Raw genomic sequence first — 14,045 nt, 5'->3', positions numbered from 1 at the left:
TCTTGTTAACTCAAACTCAACTTAGCGAGGGCAAATCACTAACGTCGCACGGGTCCCCGTTGGCGTTCGATTTTCCAGCTTGATTTCCCCTCCCGTACGATCTGCGATTGCCTTGACGATGGCCAGCCCCAGGCCTGCCCCTTGGCCATTGCCACGGCTGTAAAAGCGCTCAAGGAGCCGATTGCGTTCCGACTCTTCGATTCCCGGGCCTTCGTCCTCGACGGATAACTCATAGCGATCTTCTTTTCTTTCCAGGCGCACGCTGATCAAACCGTTAGCCGGTGAAAAATTTGCCGCATTCGTCACTAAATTGTTCAAGGCAATGTGGATGTCGGCCGAATCGACCCTGACCGGGCCGATGTCATCATCCGCATCGAAAACCAGTTCAAGTCCTTTGCTCAAAAGCCAGGGAGTCAACTGCACCAGGCTTTCTCGAACGGTGGCTGTCAGGTCAATGGGGGGAGGGATTTTGGCTGCCGTTTTCGGTTCGAGACGCGCCATGGTCAGCAATTGGTTGACCAGGCGGCTGGTACGATCGACGCCGGCGATCAGGTGTTCAAGTGATTCGCGTCGGTCATCTTCGGTGCCGGCCTCCAGCAGGTTTTGTGCGTGCACCCGCAAGACGGCCAAGGGCGTGCGCATTTCGTGGGCGGCGTCGGCAATGAAGCGCCGCTCACGTCCGAGCACGTCCTGAATTTGCGCAAGCATGCGGTTGAGTGCCGCCTGCATCGGTTCCAGTTCGCTGGGCAGCGGTGTCATTTGCAGCGGCTCCAGCGAGCCGCTATGGCGTGCGCGCAGGGTTGCGGCCATATCGGCTAACGGCTTGAGCCCCCAGCCGATGGCCAGCCAAACCATCGCCGCGAGGATCAGGCTGCCCAGCATGTTCGGCCACAGGGTGTGGCGGACGATGCGATCGACCAGATCCGCCCGCACATCGTCACGTTCACCGACCCAGATACGCAGGCCATTTTGTTTGTCTTCAAGGACAAAGGCGCGCCAGTGACGATTGTTCAAATCCACCACGTCACTGAAACCGGGTGTGTTCGGTGGCGTGCCGAACGAGGGCGCACTGGCGGTGTGCACCAGCACTTCACCTTTGGGACTCCACACCTGAAAGGCGATTTTCCTTTCGTACGGATGACCATCGCCGCGAGGCACGGCCTCGCCCAGCGCCGTATTGAACGCCTGGTACAGATCCGCATGTTCCTGACTCGCCAACGGCATGCGCATCACGCCTTGCAACAGGCGGGCATTCTGCGCCAGTTGCGCATCGTAGACCTCGGCGATTTCGTGGTTGCTGTCGTGCACGTTAAACAGGCTGATCACCGCCAGCCCGGCGAGCATCAAGCCGATGATCAGCGTCAGCGTACGGCGACGGATCGACGTCATCGACGTTCCTCCACCAGATAGCCCACACCCCGAACGGTGCGGATCAGGTCGGTGGAGAATTTTTTGCGCAGGTGATGGATGTGCACTTCCAGGGTGTTGCTTTCCGCTTCTTCATTCCAGCCGTACAGCAATTGCATCAAATGATCGCGGGTCATGACGCGCCCCGGTGGCGAGAGCAATTCGTGCAACAACTGGTATTCCTTGGGTGTCAGCCCCACGGGCTGGCCAAGATAGCTGACTTGCTGCGTGCCGGGGTTGAGGCTGATGCCGGCGTGCTCGATCAGCATTTGCGCGCGTCCGGCGCTGCGCCGCAGCAGGGCGCGCAACCGGGCTTTGAGTTCGGCCAGGTCGAACGGTTTGATCAGATAGTCATCGGCGCCGGCATCCAGCCCGGCGATGCGGTCTTCGGTGGCATCGCGGGCAGTGAGTATCAGTACCGGCAAGTTGGAACCGCTGTCGCGCAGGCGTCGCAGCACTTCGAGACCGTCCATGCGCGGCAGGCCGAGATCAAGCACGGCCAGGTCGAAGGTTTCACTGAGCAAGGCATGCAGGGCGCTGCTGCCGTCCTTGATCCAGTCGACGGTGTAGCCTTCGCGCCCGAGGGCCTGGTGAATGCCTTCGCCGAGGGCGACGTCATCCTCGATCAGTAATAAACGCACGCGAACTCCTGTCAGTCGAGTTTTCTGTTTACGTCCACCAGCAACGTCTCGATCTCTTTGCGGCGCCCGGCGTCGGCCGTTTCGCGGTTGGGGCGAGGGGCGGCCAGCAGCGCCTTTTGCAACGCTGCCTTGGCCTCAGAGTAGCGCTTTTGACGGTAAAGGTGATCGCCCCAAAAGTACAGGCTGTCGATGCCATTGGGGTTCATCTGCAAGGCAAGCTTGAGCAGTTGTTCGGCCTTGTCTGAATCACCAAAACCGATGGGCCAGCCCGGTACGCGGTCATACAGTGCGCCGAGGCTGGTGTAAGCCGAGCCTTGCAGGGCTTTGGGGTCCAGAGTCAGGGATTTTTCCAGGTCAGCCTTGGCGTCTTTGGCTTTGCCCAATGCCCCGAGCCCGCCTTGGGCGCCGGCCCAACTGCTGGTGACAATGCCTTTCCAGATCCACGCTTCGGCCACGGCCGGGCGTTCCTGGCTGAAGGCGGAGGCTTGCGCGGCCAGTTGTTCGAAGGCTTGCTCGCGTTGTTTTTCCGGCATTTCGTATTGAATGTGCGCCCAACTCTGCTGGAGGGCAGAGAGGCGTTGCTGGTCGGCGCTGTCGAGGGCCCAGGCGATCTGGCTGAAGGCGCCTATCAAAAGGCAGGCAAAGATTTTTTTCATGGTTTTTGCTCGTTCTCGGGTTTGTGGCTCAGACGGCGGATCAGTGGCAATTGCTTGCGCAGGCCTCGATCCACCAGGTTGGGCAACAGGCTGTTGAGACGCACGAAAAAACGTTCCGGCCAGCCCAGGTAAAGGTCGCGGTGGTCGCCGGCGATTGCGTGGAGGACGGCCGAGGCCACGGTTTTCGGGTCGTCGACATTGGCCTTGAGGGCATCGTTCAGGGCTTGGGCCGCCGCGCTGTTCATCGATGTGCGTGTGGCGCGAGGTGCCACGTACAGAACACTGACCCGGGTATCCGCCAGTTCCCGGCGCAGGGCTTCGGAAAAACCGCGCAGGGCAAACTTGGTGGCGCAGTAACTGGCATAACCGGGGTAGCCGATCGAACCGTAGGTCGAGCCGACATTCACCACCATGGCACTGTCGGCTTGCTTGAGCTGCGGCAACAGCAGCTTGGTCATGCAAATCGGTGCACTGACGTTGACCGCCAACATGGCGTTGATGTCGCTGTCATCGAGCTGTTCCAGCATGGCGAAATGATTGACGCCGGCGGCATTGATCAACAGGTTGATACCGCCGATGGCCTCAACGGCGGCCAGTACCTTGTGCCGGTCGAAGGGCAACGTCAGGTCGGCGGCCACCCAGTGCAGATTCTGCGGATAGCGCGCGAGCAGCGGCAGCAGTGACTCCTGGTGACGAGCCACGGCCAGGACCCGGGCACCGGCGGCGCACAGTGCGCTGGCGATCTCCATGCCGATGCCGCCACTCGCGCCGGTCAGGACCACACGGGCCTCATGCAGCTGCATGTTGGACTTCCAGGCGGCCCGGCAAAACGCGGAACATGTCGGCGTAAAGCCGGTACACCACTTTCGAGGCATGGATCACGGCGGCCTGGTCGGCGCTGTCGTCGAGTTGATTCATGAGCCGGCGATAGGTCTGCATGTGCTCGATGTCCAGCGAACCGTGGGAGCTCAAATAACTGAAGGCGCTTTCCGGCAAGGCCAAGTGCTCACGGATGCTGCCCGCCGCGTGAGTCGCCAGGGCGATGCTGGTGCCTTCCAGTACGTTGACCATGCCGAACAGCCCCACCGGGTTGCCCCGGGCAATCAGGTCGTAGAGAAAACCGACCATCAGTTCGATCGGCAGCGAGGGCTGGCCGTTGCGCACCGCTTCGCGATCACCGCCACAGGCGGCTATGTCGTCGAGCACCCATTGTTCGTGGCCGTATTCATCCTCGATGTATTCACATACCGCCTTGCGCAGCCATTCCAGGCGTGTGGGCAGGCGCGCGCCGCACGCCATCATCAGCGGCACGGTGTGGCGCACGTGGTAGTACGCCTGAGCGAGAAACGCCCGATAGCTTTCAAGACTGACCTGGCCTTGCAGCGCATCGAGGATGATCGGCAGGTTGAACAGTTCGTGGCGCTCTTGTTGAGTGGCTTCTTGCAGGGTGTCGAAAAACGTCATGATGCGGGCTCCTCGGAATGGGGGAATTCGGTCAGTTGTGCGCGGTATAACGCGACGATGGCGTCCCGGCGCGGGCGGCCATTGGCGGTCAGCAGGCCATTGGCGGCAGTGAAGGGTTCATTCAGGCGTGTCCAGTGATGCACCTGGGCATAATCGGGCAACGCGTCGTTGGCTTCGGCGACGGCAGCAGCCAGTTGTTCGTCCGTGCAGTCCGGGCGATTGGGCCACAGCAATGCATGATTTCGCGGCAGGGCCTCGCCATACACAAAAGCCTGGGCGATGTGTTGGCGTTGGGTGAGTTCCGCTTCGACCCATTCCGGGTTGACGTTGCGCCCGTAGCTGGTGATGAATTGATGCTTTTTGCGACCGTTGAGGAACAGGAAACCCTGCGCGTCGAACTCCCCGAGATCGCCGCTGTGCCACCACTCGCCGGTGTAGGCCGGCTCACCCAGGTAACCGAGCAAGAGCGAGCCCTTGATCAGTACCTCACCGTCTTCGGCCAGTTTCACTTCGACGTGGGGCAGGGGCCGGCCGACGCTACCTGCACGGTACGCTGCAGGGCGATTCAGGCAGACGACCGAAGCGCATTCGGACAGGCCGTAACCTTCATAGACCGGCAGGCCGACGTGCCGGGCGCGTTGCAATAAGTCCTTAGAGACTCGCGCGCCACCGACGGCGGCAAAGCGCAGTGTTTGCGGATTGAACGCGTTCTGTTCGGTTGCGCTGACCAGCATCAGCAGCAGTTGCGGCACCAGAATCAGGCTCTCGGGCGAACGACTGGCCAGGCAACCGAGCAGGCGCGGTACATCGACGCCGCTGGCGCCCCGGATGCCCAGGGTTTTCTGGCTCGGCAGGCTCAGGGTGGCACCGGCGTAGAGCGCGGCGTAGCAGCCCAGGTTCTCCAGCAGGATCGCCAGCGGCAACAGCGCCAGGTGATGCTGTGGTTCAGTGGGTTTGCTGGCCTGATCCAGTTCCCGCGCTACCCGCAACAAGCTGTCGGCACTCAGGCACACGCCTTTGGGAGTCCCGGTGGTGCCGGAGGTGAAGGTCAGTTTGGCCGTGCCGGGGTGCATGCGGCTCGGGCCGGCGAACGGGCGTCGCCAGAACTCGGCGCTTTTCTCATACCCGGCAACGAGCAGTTCGGCTTCGAATTCCGGTTCGGCAATCACTCGTTCTGCCTGGCTCTGTTCCAGGCAGTGGGCACGCTGTGCGGGGCTGAAGAAGGGGGGCAAGGTCACGCAAGCAAGGCCTTCGAACAGCGCGGCCAAGTCCCAGAGTATGGCCTCGACGCCGTTGTCCAGAGCCAGGGCGATGACGCTTGCCTGTTCATCGCGCAGACGTTGCTGGCGGTACTTCACTTCAGCGTACAGCGTGGCGTAATCGATTTTCAGGGTGTCGCCCCACAGGGCAATGACGTTGCTCTTGTGCTCGGCATGGCTGCGCAAGGCCTGCTCGAATCGATGGCATTCAGGCGACATGGCAGGCTCCGTCAAGGGACGATGGCAAGCCCAGCCGGCTGAACAGACCGATGTTGCGCAGATGAATGAAGCCGGCGCGGATGTTGCCGACGTGAACCCAGGGTTTGCTTTCGTAGTAGCTGCCCCAACTGTGCCGGTCGTCGCCCAGTCGCTGCGGGTCGGCGGCGCAGAGAGTCACCGGTTTCAGGCCCAGTCGGTGAAAGCTGTTGACCAGGCCCATGTTGCCGGTGAATGCCACCCATTCCAGCCCGCCCATGGCCAGCAAATAGGTAATGGCAATGATGCTCATCCGGGCATTGCCGGTGTCGGTGGCGGCCAGATTGCCGACCTCGACGATGCCGGCAGGGTCCACCGGACGCTCCACCACGGCGCTGATCAATGTCTGGATCGGTTTGTCCAGATAACGCTCCAGAAACAACGGTTCGTCACGGCCCAGGCGTACCCCGGCGACCGCGCACAGTTCGCCGTCGGTGCTGCTTATGCCGAACAACTGCGGCATGAATTGACGAATGTCTGCACCGTGAACCTTGCGAAAGCGTTGCTGGATAAAGTTCTCGAATACCGGCCTCTGTTCATCGCCGGGCAAGGCGCGGGACAGGACGATCTGTGGCGTTTCTGCCTGGCCGAAGTGCAGCGGCAGTGCAATGTTCCAGTCGAAATCGGGCATGGGCGGAACGCCTCCCTCTATAAGTTTGGGGGAAGTATCCGAGGCATTTCTTAATGAAGTCTGAAGGTGGAAAAAGGTTCGTTGAGCGCTGTTCTTCAGACTGTCTTAAGTTTTGACCGACAGGCTGCGTGCCGCCGGTTCAAAGCAACCGCTCAGAGGCTGTCGCACGGCAGTCGTCCTAAATTTTGATGAGGCGTGTTTATGACCCGCGAGATAGTCACAGATCGTTATGCAAAGCTGTCGATTACCCTGCACTGGCTGATGTTGGCGCTGTTCGTCGGCGTGTATGCGTGCATTGAGATCAAAGGACTGCTGCCGCGCGGCAGCAACGCACGAACTCTGTTCCTGGGGTTGCATGGGCTGTTCGGGATAAGCATTTTCGCTCTGGTCTGGATTCGCCTGCTCGGGCGTCTGACGCCGCGTCCGCCGATCACGCCAACGCCGCCGGCCTGGCAGACCGGCCTGTCACACCTGATGCACCTGGCGCTGTATGGCTTGATGATTGTGACGCCACTGATGGCCTGGTTGATGCTGGCTGCGGGAGGCAAGCCCTTGCCGTATTTCGACGTCTATCTGTCGGCACCGGTGTCGGTGGATCCGGATCTGGCCAAGCGATTCAAGTACTGGCACGAATGGCTTGGCAGCAGCGGCTATTGGCTGATCGGCCTGCATGCGCTCGCTGGCCTGTTCCATCATTACTGGGTCGGTGATAACACCCTTGCCCGGATGTTGTCTGGACGAAGCAGGTCATGAATTCAGTGCGCTCTTGACCCTGACGGCGATTGCTCACGATGTTCAGGGGCATGGCGAGGGTCGTTCAATACTGCTCTGAATATGGAATAGTCAGGTTCATTGCCGAGCTATCCACAAATTTTCGCGGCTTTGAGGCTTACAACCGTAAGGTGATTGAAGCTTCAATCGGACTTTGGAGGCAAGGCAATAACGGAGGCATCGTTGATCAGGTGGATCAACTCACTTAGTTGCGCCTCGGCAATGGTCAATGATGCAGCGCTTCTGCTCAACTCTTCCTCCCGTTGATCCAACATGGCTTCACGGGCAGTCAAGTCGCGGTCAAGACGCTCCTGTTTAAGTCGAACGTTATAGAACTCCTCATGTTTGTTCTGCAGCGCTTCTTTATGGTTGCTCAGGTTCGTCATGAGTGTCTGCAAGCTTTGTTCAATGCGCGATACGGTATTTTGGGTCATTGGCGCGGTTTCCTCGGATGCTGTCAGGGCGGTAGTTGACGCTACGTGGGTCGTAATGGATTTCGGAGAAGCTGCGGGGGCATCTCGGGAGATCTTGTTCAAGGGCGGAGGGGGAGCCTGACGATGGTCGTCTTCATGTTGGTTAAAGCGTGTAAGTTTCGAGTAGTAGTCGGTGCACTCCAGTTCGATATGTAAATCCTGCGTCGAAGTTTTCATGGTTGTTTGTACAAAGGGTCCTGGCGAGGGTTGAAAATTCAACAGCTTTTCCACCCATGTTTCGTTGACCTTCAACGTGCGGTGGGTGTGTACATCCCCGGGAATGATCCGAGTCTCCAGCAGGTCAAGTATCCGATAGCTCCCATCGGTCATGTGGGGTGCCGGCGCCAGGGCATCGTTTATGATGTTTTTGAGGGTTTGCGCAGCAATCTTGAAGTCGTTCGGGGACATGCAGGTCATCAGTAACGCTTCCCCGTCGTCACACAGAGACGCCACATAGATCCGTATCAGGCCCCCACCAAGATTTTCATTCAGGCTGTAAATCACAAACCGCCTGTCAATCACAACCGCCGTAAACACGCACAGTACTGCAGCGTTCTCGGGATCGATAACCCCGCGATCGCGCAGGTACTGCCAGAAGTCGCCCGCCGGCAGCTTGCCGCCCTGCACTGCGTTGAACAGTGCAGTGAGGATCGTTGCGTCCAGGGTGATCTGGCTGAAGTCCTGATTGAGCTTGTAGAGTGTTTCGCCCGTGGCGTTAACGAACTCAGCCATCCAGACCAGGCACTGGTTGTAAGCCTCGCTGACGTTGCTGACCACCAGCGACAGCACGCTGTGTTCGGCGGCGCTATCGTTGTCTGCCTGCGTTGCGGTTTTCACCGCACTGCCCCGTTCGATCAGTCGGGCACCAAGCGACACCATGTCTTCTTTCTTGCCGTCCATGGCTTCTTTGGCGAGCGTGTTCGGCTGGGCCTGCATCAAGCCGCAAGCGCCACCAGCAGGCAGCAGCCACGGAGCGCGCGAGCCAAGGAAAATGCCTTGTTGCTCCAAATGATCGCGCCATTTCACATCAAGGCCTGACATCCACGGCTGTGGCTGGCCCACCAGGTAAGCCGCCTCCTCGTAGTCCGCACTGTTGCGGTAGTGGCCGACATTTACCTCGGCCATGTCGTACAACGGCGAGTCGTCGATGCTGGTGTCGTTGTTTTCGCTGCCAAGGAACTGGAACGGGATAACGCGCCAAGGCTGACCAAGGCCATTCAATGGAGTGAAGGGAGCAACAATCATTTCTGTCTTGCTGGAGCCCTCTTCCCACACTTCCTGTGTGTAAACGCCCGTGGAATCGAGGCGAAGTACGCGAAATTGCACAACCTTCTCACTGCCGAAACCGTCATCAGTATCGACATCGACAGTTTCACGCAGAACGACCAGGCTCAGCAGATGCTGGCCGCCAATTTGGCGAGTCTTCCAGTTAATAATGGACTCGGCCGGGTAACTGGCAACGCTGGCGCGGGCTCGACCTGCTTGTTCGTCCGCTTTACTCACGGTACCAGTCTCAACGGCGGCGTAATCCACCAGCAGCCCGTGACGGCCGACTTCGAGCAGATGCCCGATCACCGATTGCGACTGTTGGTAAATGCTCACTCCCTGGCCGTCGATATCCTTCGACACGTAGTCGAGCGCACCGGGGACGGTCAGCGTTGGCCAAGTGCGAAACACCGCACCAACCAAGCTGTGTTTTGTGCGGCCTGTTGCGTTGTAGAACAACCGAGACATCATCTCGAACGTCGAGACCACCAACGGCAAGGGTCGCATTGAAACCACCATTCAGACCGACTACACCTTCGGCCTGGGCATGAAGGGTTACACCTGGGACACCACTGCTGGCGGCGCTTCGCCGACCGATGCTGAATTGGCGACCGGTACCAACTGGGACAAAACCGCTGCCAGCATCAAGCACACCGCTGGTGTGGCTCTGATCGGTGACGCTTCCAAGTAACCCCTGATGGCTGAGTCGGGCTTGCGTCCGGCTCAGCGAGGACATGATCATGAGCAACAAGAACATCTGGTATCTCCCGGGGCCGTTCCACCAGTACCAGGAAGACGTGAAGGCACTGGCCAAGAAGGCTGGCCTGCGCATCATCGATGCGAACGTGACCGAAGGTCGTGAAGACGAAGCTGACGACACGCCCAAAGTCACGCTGAAGGAAATCGAGCAGCACCTGGTGCTGGTTGTTGGGGGTGGCGATAACAAGGCTGAGCTCGAAGAGCTGATCGGCAAGCTGCGCATCGAAAGCGATATGGTCCGCGCTGTCATTGATGGGCTTGACGCTGGCGAGATTGAAAAGCCGGAATGCGGCGAGCTGGCGATCCGTCTCTACCAGGCGCTGGAACACATCCGCGAGAAAGTGGGCGAGCTGGCCGCCAGCCGCGATGCTCTCTCCACTGACAACGAGAAGCTGCGCAGTGAGCTGGCCGCGCTGAATCACTACTTCGATAGATGGATTGTGTTCTTTCGCCAGGGCGCCGGAGGAGGGTGAAACGCTGTCTAAAACTAACGCGATCTATCTCGGTTTTGCTGGGCCGAAGCGAAGTGTTCTGAACGTTGAGTTTTAGACAGCGGAAAGCTGCAACCCTTGATCTATAAGGGCTGCGCCAATCCAAGCCCATACCGCAGCATTACTGGGGTGTGATTTTGTGTCGGTTACAGCGTTTTTGGTGGTTCCGTGATAGCTAGGGGTCGTGAATCTGCACTTTTCGGCTACCATTGCACAAATGGAGATAGTTGGTAATTACTCGCACACGTTGCACATGGAAGGGATAAATAACATGGATGGTGTGCATTCTGTACAAGTTATCGCCGTGACTGGCGGAAAGGGCGGCGTCGGCAAGACGACTGTGGCTGTGAATCTTTCATTGGCGCTGGCGGAACTTGGGAGGCGAGTCGTATTGCTGGATGGCGATCTTGGCTTGGCGAGTATCGATGCCCTGTTGGGCCTTTCCCCGCAGTACACGCTTGCCGATTTAATCGAAGGTCACTGTGAGCTATCCGACTTACTGGTGCAGGGGCCGGGTGGGGTGCGAATCGTCCCCGCGGCTTCAGGCATCCAGAACATGGCGCGTTTATCTCCGGCTCAGTACGCAGGCTTGATCCAGGCCTTCAGTGACATCGGTGACAGTATCGATGTGCTGGTGATTGACACAGCCGCGGGCATCGGAGATTCGGTGGTCAGCTTCGTCCGGGCAGCCCAGGAAGCGTTGCTGGTGGTCAGTGACGAGCCGACCTCGATCACCGATGCATACGCGTTGATCAAACTGCTTAGTCGTGATTACGGTATTAACCGCTTCCAAGTACTGGCAAATATGACGCAGAGCCCGCAGGAGGGTCGAGCCCTGTTCGCTAAATTGACCAAGGTCACCGATAACTTCCTCGACGTTGCCTTGTGTTATGTGGGAGCGGTGCCGTACGACGAATGCATGCGCAAGGCGGTGCAGAAGCAGCGCGCCATTTACGAAGCGTTTCCGCGTTCCAAGTGCGCGCAAGCTTTTCAGAGCATCGCTCGAAAGATCGACGATTTACCCTTGCCGACCAGCCCCAGAGGGCATGTGGAGTTCTTCGTTGATCAGCTCGTACTTAACTCGAGCAGGCTCCTCCCGTAGTGGTGGCTTGGCTCGTCGCTCCTAGCTTGCGAGTTGTGTTAACCACCATCTCTTCTGCTTTAGGCGCCAAGTCATTCCGGGGTCATCATCACCGCGAGCGTCATCTTGATGAACTCCTCGTTGCGGTCGATGGCCTCCAGGGCGCCGCGCACGTTCTCTGCGACATCAGCGGCGCCTCGTTGCTCGACCCAGTTAGACAGTTCGAGGATGGCGGCCTCAAGGGCTAGTTGGTTTTCGTTGATCTTGTAGAGCAGGGAAGGGAGCAGGTCTGAATTTGGCATAGTGATTCTTCCATGAAAGAAGGTCATCGTAGCAGCGGAAATGTGGTGACACACTCAGGGAGTTGAAGCTGTTGGCAGGACGCCGAGGAGGGGCAAAACGAGTTGAGTTATGGAACGCTTCCATAATAGTTATGGAACACATGCCGAACGTCGGGATTTCCACCAAACCCCAGAAACGAAAAAGCCCTGACTAATCAGGGCTCTAACGTACTCAATATGGCGGAGGCGATGGGATTCGAACTCATGGACCTGTTACAGTCGACGGTTTTCAAGTATCCCGGAGGACAGCTTCACCCTGCTTTTCGCTGCTGAAGTAAGCCATATGAGCCTTTATGGGTCAACAACTTAGATCGCTTGCACGTTTGGTGTAGGTTGTCCTAACTTTATGCAGACTGCTTACCATACGCTCACACGCGCCTGAAAGTAGATGCGGCCGGCGACTGCGCCAACGGCACCGACTGCGTGGTCAACCTCCTTTTTTAAAGGAAGACATCATGCTCATATTAACCACAGTCGTGTCATGCACTTACGTCGGTGGGGTGCGCTATGCCTAAGCTGACAAAATCCTATGTTGATAAACTCGCTGCGCCTGCTGCCGGGTACGAGTTGCATTGGTGTGGGGAAACCAAGGGATTCGGCCTTCGCTGTACCTCCGCCGGAAAGGTCACTTACATCGTTCAAGGCCGGGTGCATGGCAAGTCGGCGCGCATCACCATTGGCCCGCATGGCGTTTTCACCGTCGATCAGGCACGCGACGTCGCACGCGAACACCTACGAAACATGCGCATGGGCATCGACCCGCGTGAAACAGCCAAAGAGGAAGCTGCGATCAAGGTGACTCTGCGCCAGGTAGCCGACGGCTATTTGCGCGACCGCCCACTGAAAGAAAGCAGCAAAAGCGAGATTGACCGCCATGTGACCACGACATTTGAGGCATGGCAGCAGAAGCCCGTCGCCTCCATTTCTCGTGAGGCGGTCACAAAACGCTTCAACGATATAAGGACGAAGGGCTTACGCGGCGACGGCCCTGCGCCAGCACAGGCGAACCAGGGTTTTTCGATTCTGCGTGCCCTCATCAACTACGCCATTCGTGAATACCGGAAGCCGGACGGATCGCCAGTCATCGTCGATAACCCGGTTGATGTGCTCTATAAAAAGTGGGCGCTGATCAGACCACGCACTAGCCGCGTTCCAGATAGCAAGATCGGCAAGGTCTGGTCATTCCTTCAGCAGAGCCGTGACGTTGCGTACAACCGCGACACCCTAGCCAGTCTCGACCTTGTGATGTTTCTCATGCTCACGGGGGCGCGCATAGGCGAGGCGTCAGCGTTGACGTGGGATCGCGTCAACCTCGATGATGGCTGGTGGCACATACCAGACCCGAAGAACTCGAACCCGGTATGGCTGCCACTATCGACTCAGGCCATTGAACTGTTGACCACACGGCAGCGGGTCAAGGGCAGCACATACGTCTTCACATCCTGGGGCAAGAGCGGTCACCTCAAAGACCCACGGGACACGATGAAGAATTTGTCAGCGGTAGCGGGCACGAAGATCACGCCTCATGACCTGCGCCGTACCTTCACGACCGTCGGCGTAGCCTCATGCAGCATTGACCTACACAAAATCGAACTGCTGACAAACCATGTCCCGCGTGGCGTGACAGCGCGTCACTACCTAGAGACTTCGCATCTGCAATATCTGAGGCCGGAAGTTCAGCGTATTGCAGACTGGATCACTGACCAGGCATGCCTCACTGAAGCGGCTACAGGAAGTAGAAATGTCGTCAATGATTACGTCGTTAACGTGCGTTAAAAAGTTAGGAATAGCGTTAAAAACAAAGGAACATCAGATAAAGCAAAGGAAAAAATAATTTGCTCCTTCAGCGCAAAGCTGGGTATGGTTTGGCTCGTAACGAGTTCGCCTTTCCGTTCTAGCGGGATGCTTTGCCTTCTTTGTCTATAGAGGGATAGAACGGATCAACGAGAAGTCTGCTAAGGCAGGCGGCGAGCATTGGGCGCGTGGAAACGCGACGCCGATTGCTCACCGCCTGCCTTTTTCATTTGGATGCGCGGTGAGTTCCCCTAGGGAAACCACTCCAATGAAGCTTCTCACCAACACCGAAACCGCAGAACTGCTGGGTCTCAAATCCAATACCCTCGAAATATGGCGCACCCAAGGTAAGGGGCCTGCATTCCGCAAAATTGGGCGTGCCATACGGTATGTCGAAGCGGATGTTCTGACTTGGCTAGACGCCCAAACCTGCTCTAGTACCAGCCAATATCCAAGGACCGCATAACAATTAAAGCGATGGTCCTTCGTGCGCAAATGTAACTATTTCGCGAGTTATGCCCCGGCCATATTTATTCGCGTAAGCGCACTGCAACAAAATCAAAAAAATAGCGGCTTTGGGGAGCCGCTAAGTGGAGTGTTTCGCAATGAGTAGGCATATTTTAAACCCCAAATCTGACCACATGTTTGATGACTTACAGCGAGCGTATAACGCCGCCAGCGCGACGCCCCAGGCTCTCCAGTACCCTTGCATTAGCGTAGTGCCGTTCAGCGGCTATGTCGCCGCTACGCTACCTG

13 protein-coding genes and 2 pseudogenes are annotated in these 14,045 nt (G+C 58.0%); 6 read left to right on the top strand and 9 right to left on the bottom strand.

Features of this window, described 5'->3' with window-relative positions; all coding sequences use genetic code 11:
* Positions 1–21: 21 nt before the first annotated feature.
* The 7 genes from IB245_RS19030 to IB245_RS19000 are packed head-to-tail and all read right to left on the bottom strand — an operon-like array spanning position 22 to position 6,313.
* Positions 22–1,389, bottom strand: a complete 1,368-nt coding sequence (locus IB245_RS19030) for a sensor histidine kinase (protein WP_192228339.1) — start codon at positions 1,387–1,389, stop codon at positions 22–24.
* Positions 1,386–2,048 carry a response regulator gene (locus tag IB245_RS19025; RefSeq protein WP_008028051.1) on the bottom strand — a complete coding sequence of 221 codons (663 nt, stop codon included), beginning with the start codon at positions 2,046–2,048 and terminating at the stop codon, positions 1,386–1,388. Before IB245_RS19025 ends, IB245_RS19030 begins: the two co-directional genes overlap by 4 nt.
* Before the next feature lie 11 nt (positions 2,049–2,059).
* Positions 2,060–2,704: a tetratricopeptide repeat protein gene (locus IB245_RS19020; protein WP_192228338.1), complete on the bottom strand. Its 645-nt coding sequence runs from the start codon at positions 2,702–2,704 to the stop codon at positions 2,060–2,062.
* Positions 2,701–3,507, bottom strand: coding sequence for an SDR family oxidoreductase (locus tag IB245_RS19015; protein WP_008039066.1), 807 nt, complete (start codon positions 3,505–3,507; stop codon positions 2,701–2,703). Before IB245_RS19015 ends, IB245_RS19020 begins: the two co-directional genes overlap by 4 nt.
* The gene (locus tag IB245_RS19010) at positions 3,494–4,168 is read right to left on the bottom strand and encodes a TenA family transcriptional regulator (protein WP_192228337.1); all 675 of its coding nucleotides are present in this window, start codon (positions 4,166–4,168) and stop codon (positions 3,494–3,496) included. The genes IB245_RS19015 and IB245_RS19010 overlap by 14 nt, the downstream gene beginning before the upstream one ends.
* Positions 4,165–5,646 carry an AMP-binding protein gene (locus IB245_RS19005; protein WP_192228336.1) on the bottom strand — a complete coding sequence of 494 codons (1,482 nt, stop codon included), beginning with the start codon at positions 5,644–5,646 and terminating at the stop codon, positions 4,165–4,167. Before IB245_RS19005 ends, IB245_RS19010 begins: the two co-directional genes overlap by 4 nt.
* Positions 5,636–6,313 (bottom strand): thermostable hemolysin, encoded by a 678-nt coding sequence (locus tag IB245_RS19000; RefSeq protein WP_192228335.1) that lies wholly within the window; start codon positions 6,311–6,313, stop codon positions 5,636–5,638. Before IB245_RS19000 ends, IB245_RS19005 begins: the two co-directional genes overlap by 11 nt.
* 201 nt (positions 6,314–6,514) lie before the next feature.
* Between IB245_RS19000 and IB245_RS18995 the strand changes: the two genes are divergently transcribed.
* Complete coding sequence (locus IB245_RS18995) at positions 6,515–7,066, top strand: cytochrome b (protein WP_192228334.1); 552 nt, start codon at positions 6,515–6,517, stop codon at positions 7,064–7,066.
* 1,046 nt (positions 7,067–8,112) lie between these two features.
* Here IB245_RS18995 and IB245_RS29395 read toward each other — a convergent pair.
* Positions 8,113–9,282: pseudogene (locus IB245_RS29395) on the bottom strand (DUF4055 domain-containing protein); the annotation flags it as partial.
* Between IB245_RS29395 and IB245_RS18985 the strand changes: the two are divergent.
* The 3 genes and pseudogenes from IB245_RS18985 to IB245_RS18975 form a co-directional block, all read left to right on the top strand.
* Positions 9,278–9,514, top strand: a pseudogene (locus IB245_RS18985) (major capsid protein); the annotation flags it as partial. The pseudogenes IB245_RS29395 and IB245_RS18985 sit on opposite strands and share 5 nt — an antisense overlap.
* A gap of 49 nt (positions 9,515–9,563) precedes the next feature.
* Positions 9,564–10,055: a hypothetical protein gene (locus IB245_RS18980; RefSeq protein WP_192228332.1), complete on the top strand. Its 492-nt coding sequence runs from the start codon at positions 9,564–9,566 to the stop codon at positions 10,053–10,055.
* Positions 10,056–10,344: 289 nt separating this feature from the next.
* Complete coding sequence (locus IB245_RS18975) at positions 10,345–11,175, top strand: MinD/ParA family protein (RefSeq protein WP_192228331.1); 831 nt, start codon at positions 10,345–10,347, stop codon at positions 11,173–11,175.
* Between the two features lie 71 nt (positions 11,176–11,246).
* Here IB245_RS18975 and IB245_RS18970 read toward each other — a convergent pair whose 3' ends face one another.
* Positions 11,247–11,456, bottom strand: coding sequence for a hypothetical protein (locus IB245_RS18970; RefSeq protein ID WP_192228330.1), 210 nt, complete (start codon positions 11,454–11,456; stop codon positions 11,247–11,249).
* A 546-nt stretch (positions 11,457–12,002) separates the two neighbouring features.
* Between IB245_RS18970 and IB245_RS18965 the strand changes: the two genes are divergently transcribed.
* Positions 12,003–13,271, top strand: a complete 1,269-nt coding sequence (locus tag IB245_RS18965) for a tyrosine-type recombinase/integrase (protein WP_192228329.1) — start codon at positions 12,003–12,005, stop codon at positions 13,269–13,271.
* A gap of 286 nt (positions 13,272–13,557) precedes the next feature.
* Positions 13,558–13,755 carry a helix-turn-helix transcriptional regulator gene (locus IB245_RS18960; protein ID WP_192228328.1) on the top strand — a complete coding sequence of 66 codons (198 nt, stop codon included), beginning with the start codon at positions 13,558–13,560 and terminating at the stop codon, positions 13,753–13,755.
* Positions 13,756–14,045: the final 290 nt, after the last annotated feature.

The organism is Pseudomonas sp. PDM02, assembly GCF_014852285.1.
GTDB classification, from domain to species: Bacteria; Pseudomonadota; Gammaproteobacteria; order Pseudomonadales; family Pseudomonadaceae; genus Aquipseudomonas; species Aquipseudomonas migulae.
The sequence above is the reverse complement of the archived record's forward strand: the minus strand, read 5'-3'. Positions and strand labels throughout refer to the sequence as shown.

Excerpts from the sequence above, each read along its gene's own strand:
- IB245_RS19015 (WP_008039066.1), bottom strand. The coding sequence starts at position 3,507 with ATGCAGCTGCATGAGGCCCGTGTGGTCCTGACCGGCGCGAGTGGCGGC.
- IB245_RS19000 (WP_192228335.1), bottom strand. The coding sequence starts at position 6,313 with ATGCCCGATTTCGACTGGAACATTGCACTGCCGCTGCACTTCGGCCAG.
- IB245_RS19010 (WP_192228337.1), bottom strand. The coding sequence starts at position 4,168 with ATGACGTTTTTCGACACCCTGCAAGAAGCCACTCAACAAGAGCGCCAC.
- IB245_RS19020 (WP_192228338.1), bottom strand. The coding sequence starts at position 2,704 with ATGAAAAAAATCTTTGCCTGCCTTTTGATAGGCGCCTTCAGCCAGATC.
- IB245_RS18995 (WP_192228334.1), top strand. The coding sequence starts at position 6,515 with ATGACCCGCGAGATAGTCACAGATCGTTATGCAAAGCTGTCGATTACC.
- IB245_RS19030 (WP_192228339.1), bottom strand. The coding sequence starts at position 1,389 with ATGACGTCGATCCGTCGCCGTACGCTGACGCTGATCATCGGCTTGATG.
- IB245_RS18960 (WP_192228328.1), top strand. The coding sequence starts at position 13,558 with ATGAAGCTTCTCACCAACACCGAAACCGCAGAACTGCTGGGTCTCAAA.
- IB245_RS18965 (WP_192228329.1), top strand. The coding sequence starts at position 12,003 with ATGCCTAAGCTGACAAAATCCTATGTTGATAAACTCGCTGCGCCTGCT.
- IB245_RS19005 (WP_192228336.1), bottom strand. The coding sequence starts at position 5,646 with ATGTCGCCTGAATGCCATCGATTCGAGCAGGCCTTGCGCAGCCATGCC.
- IB245_RS18970 (WP_192228330.1), bottom strand. The coding sequence starts at position 11,456 with ATGCCAAATTCAGACCTGCTCCCTTCCCTGCTCTACAAGATCAACGAA.
- IB245_RS18980 (WP_192228332.1), top strand. The coding sequence starts at position 9,564 with ATGAGCAACAAGAACATCTGGTATCTCCCGGGGCCGTTCCACCAGTAC.
- IB245_RS18975 (WP_192228331.1), top strand. The coding sequence starts at position 10,345 with ATGGATGGTGTGCATTCTGTACAAGTTATCGCCGTGACTGGCGGAAAG.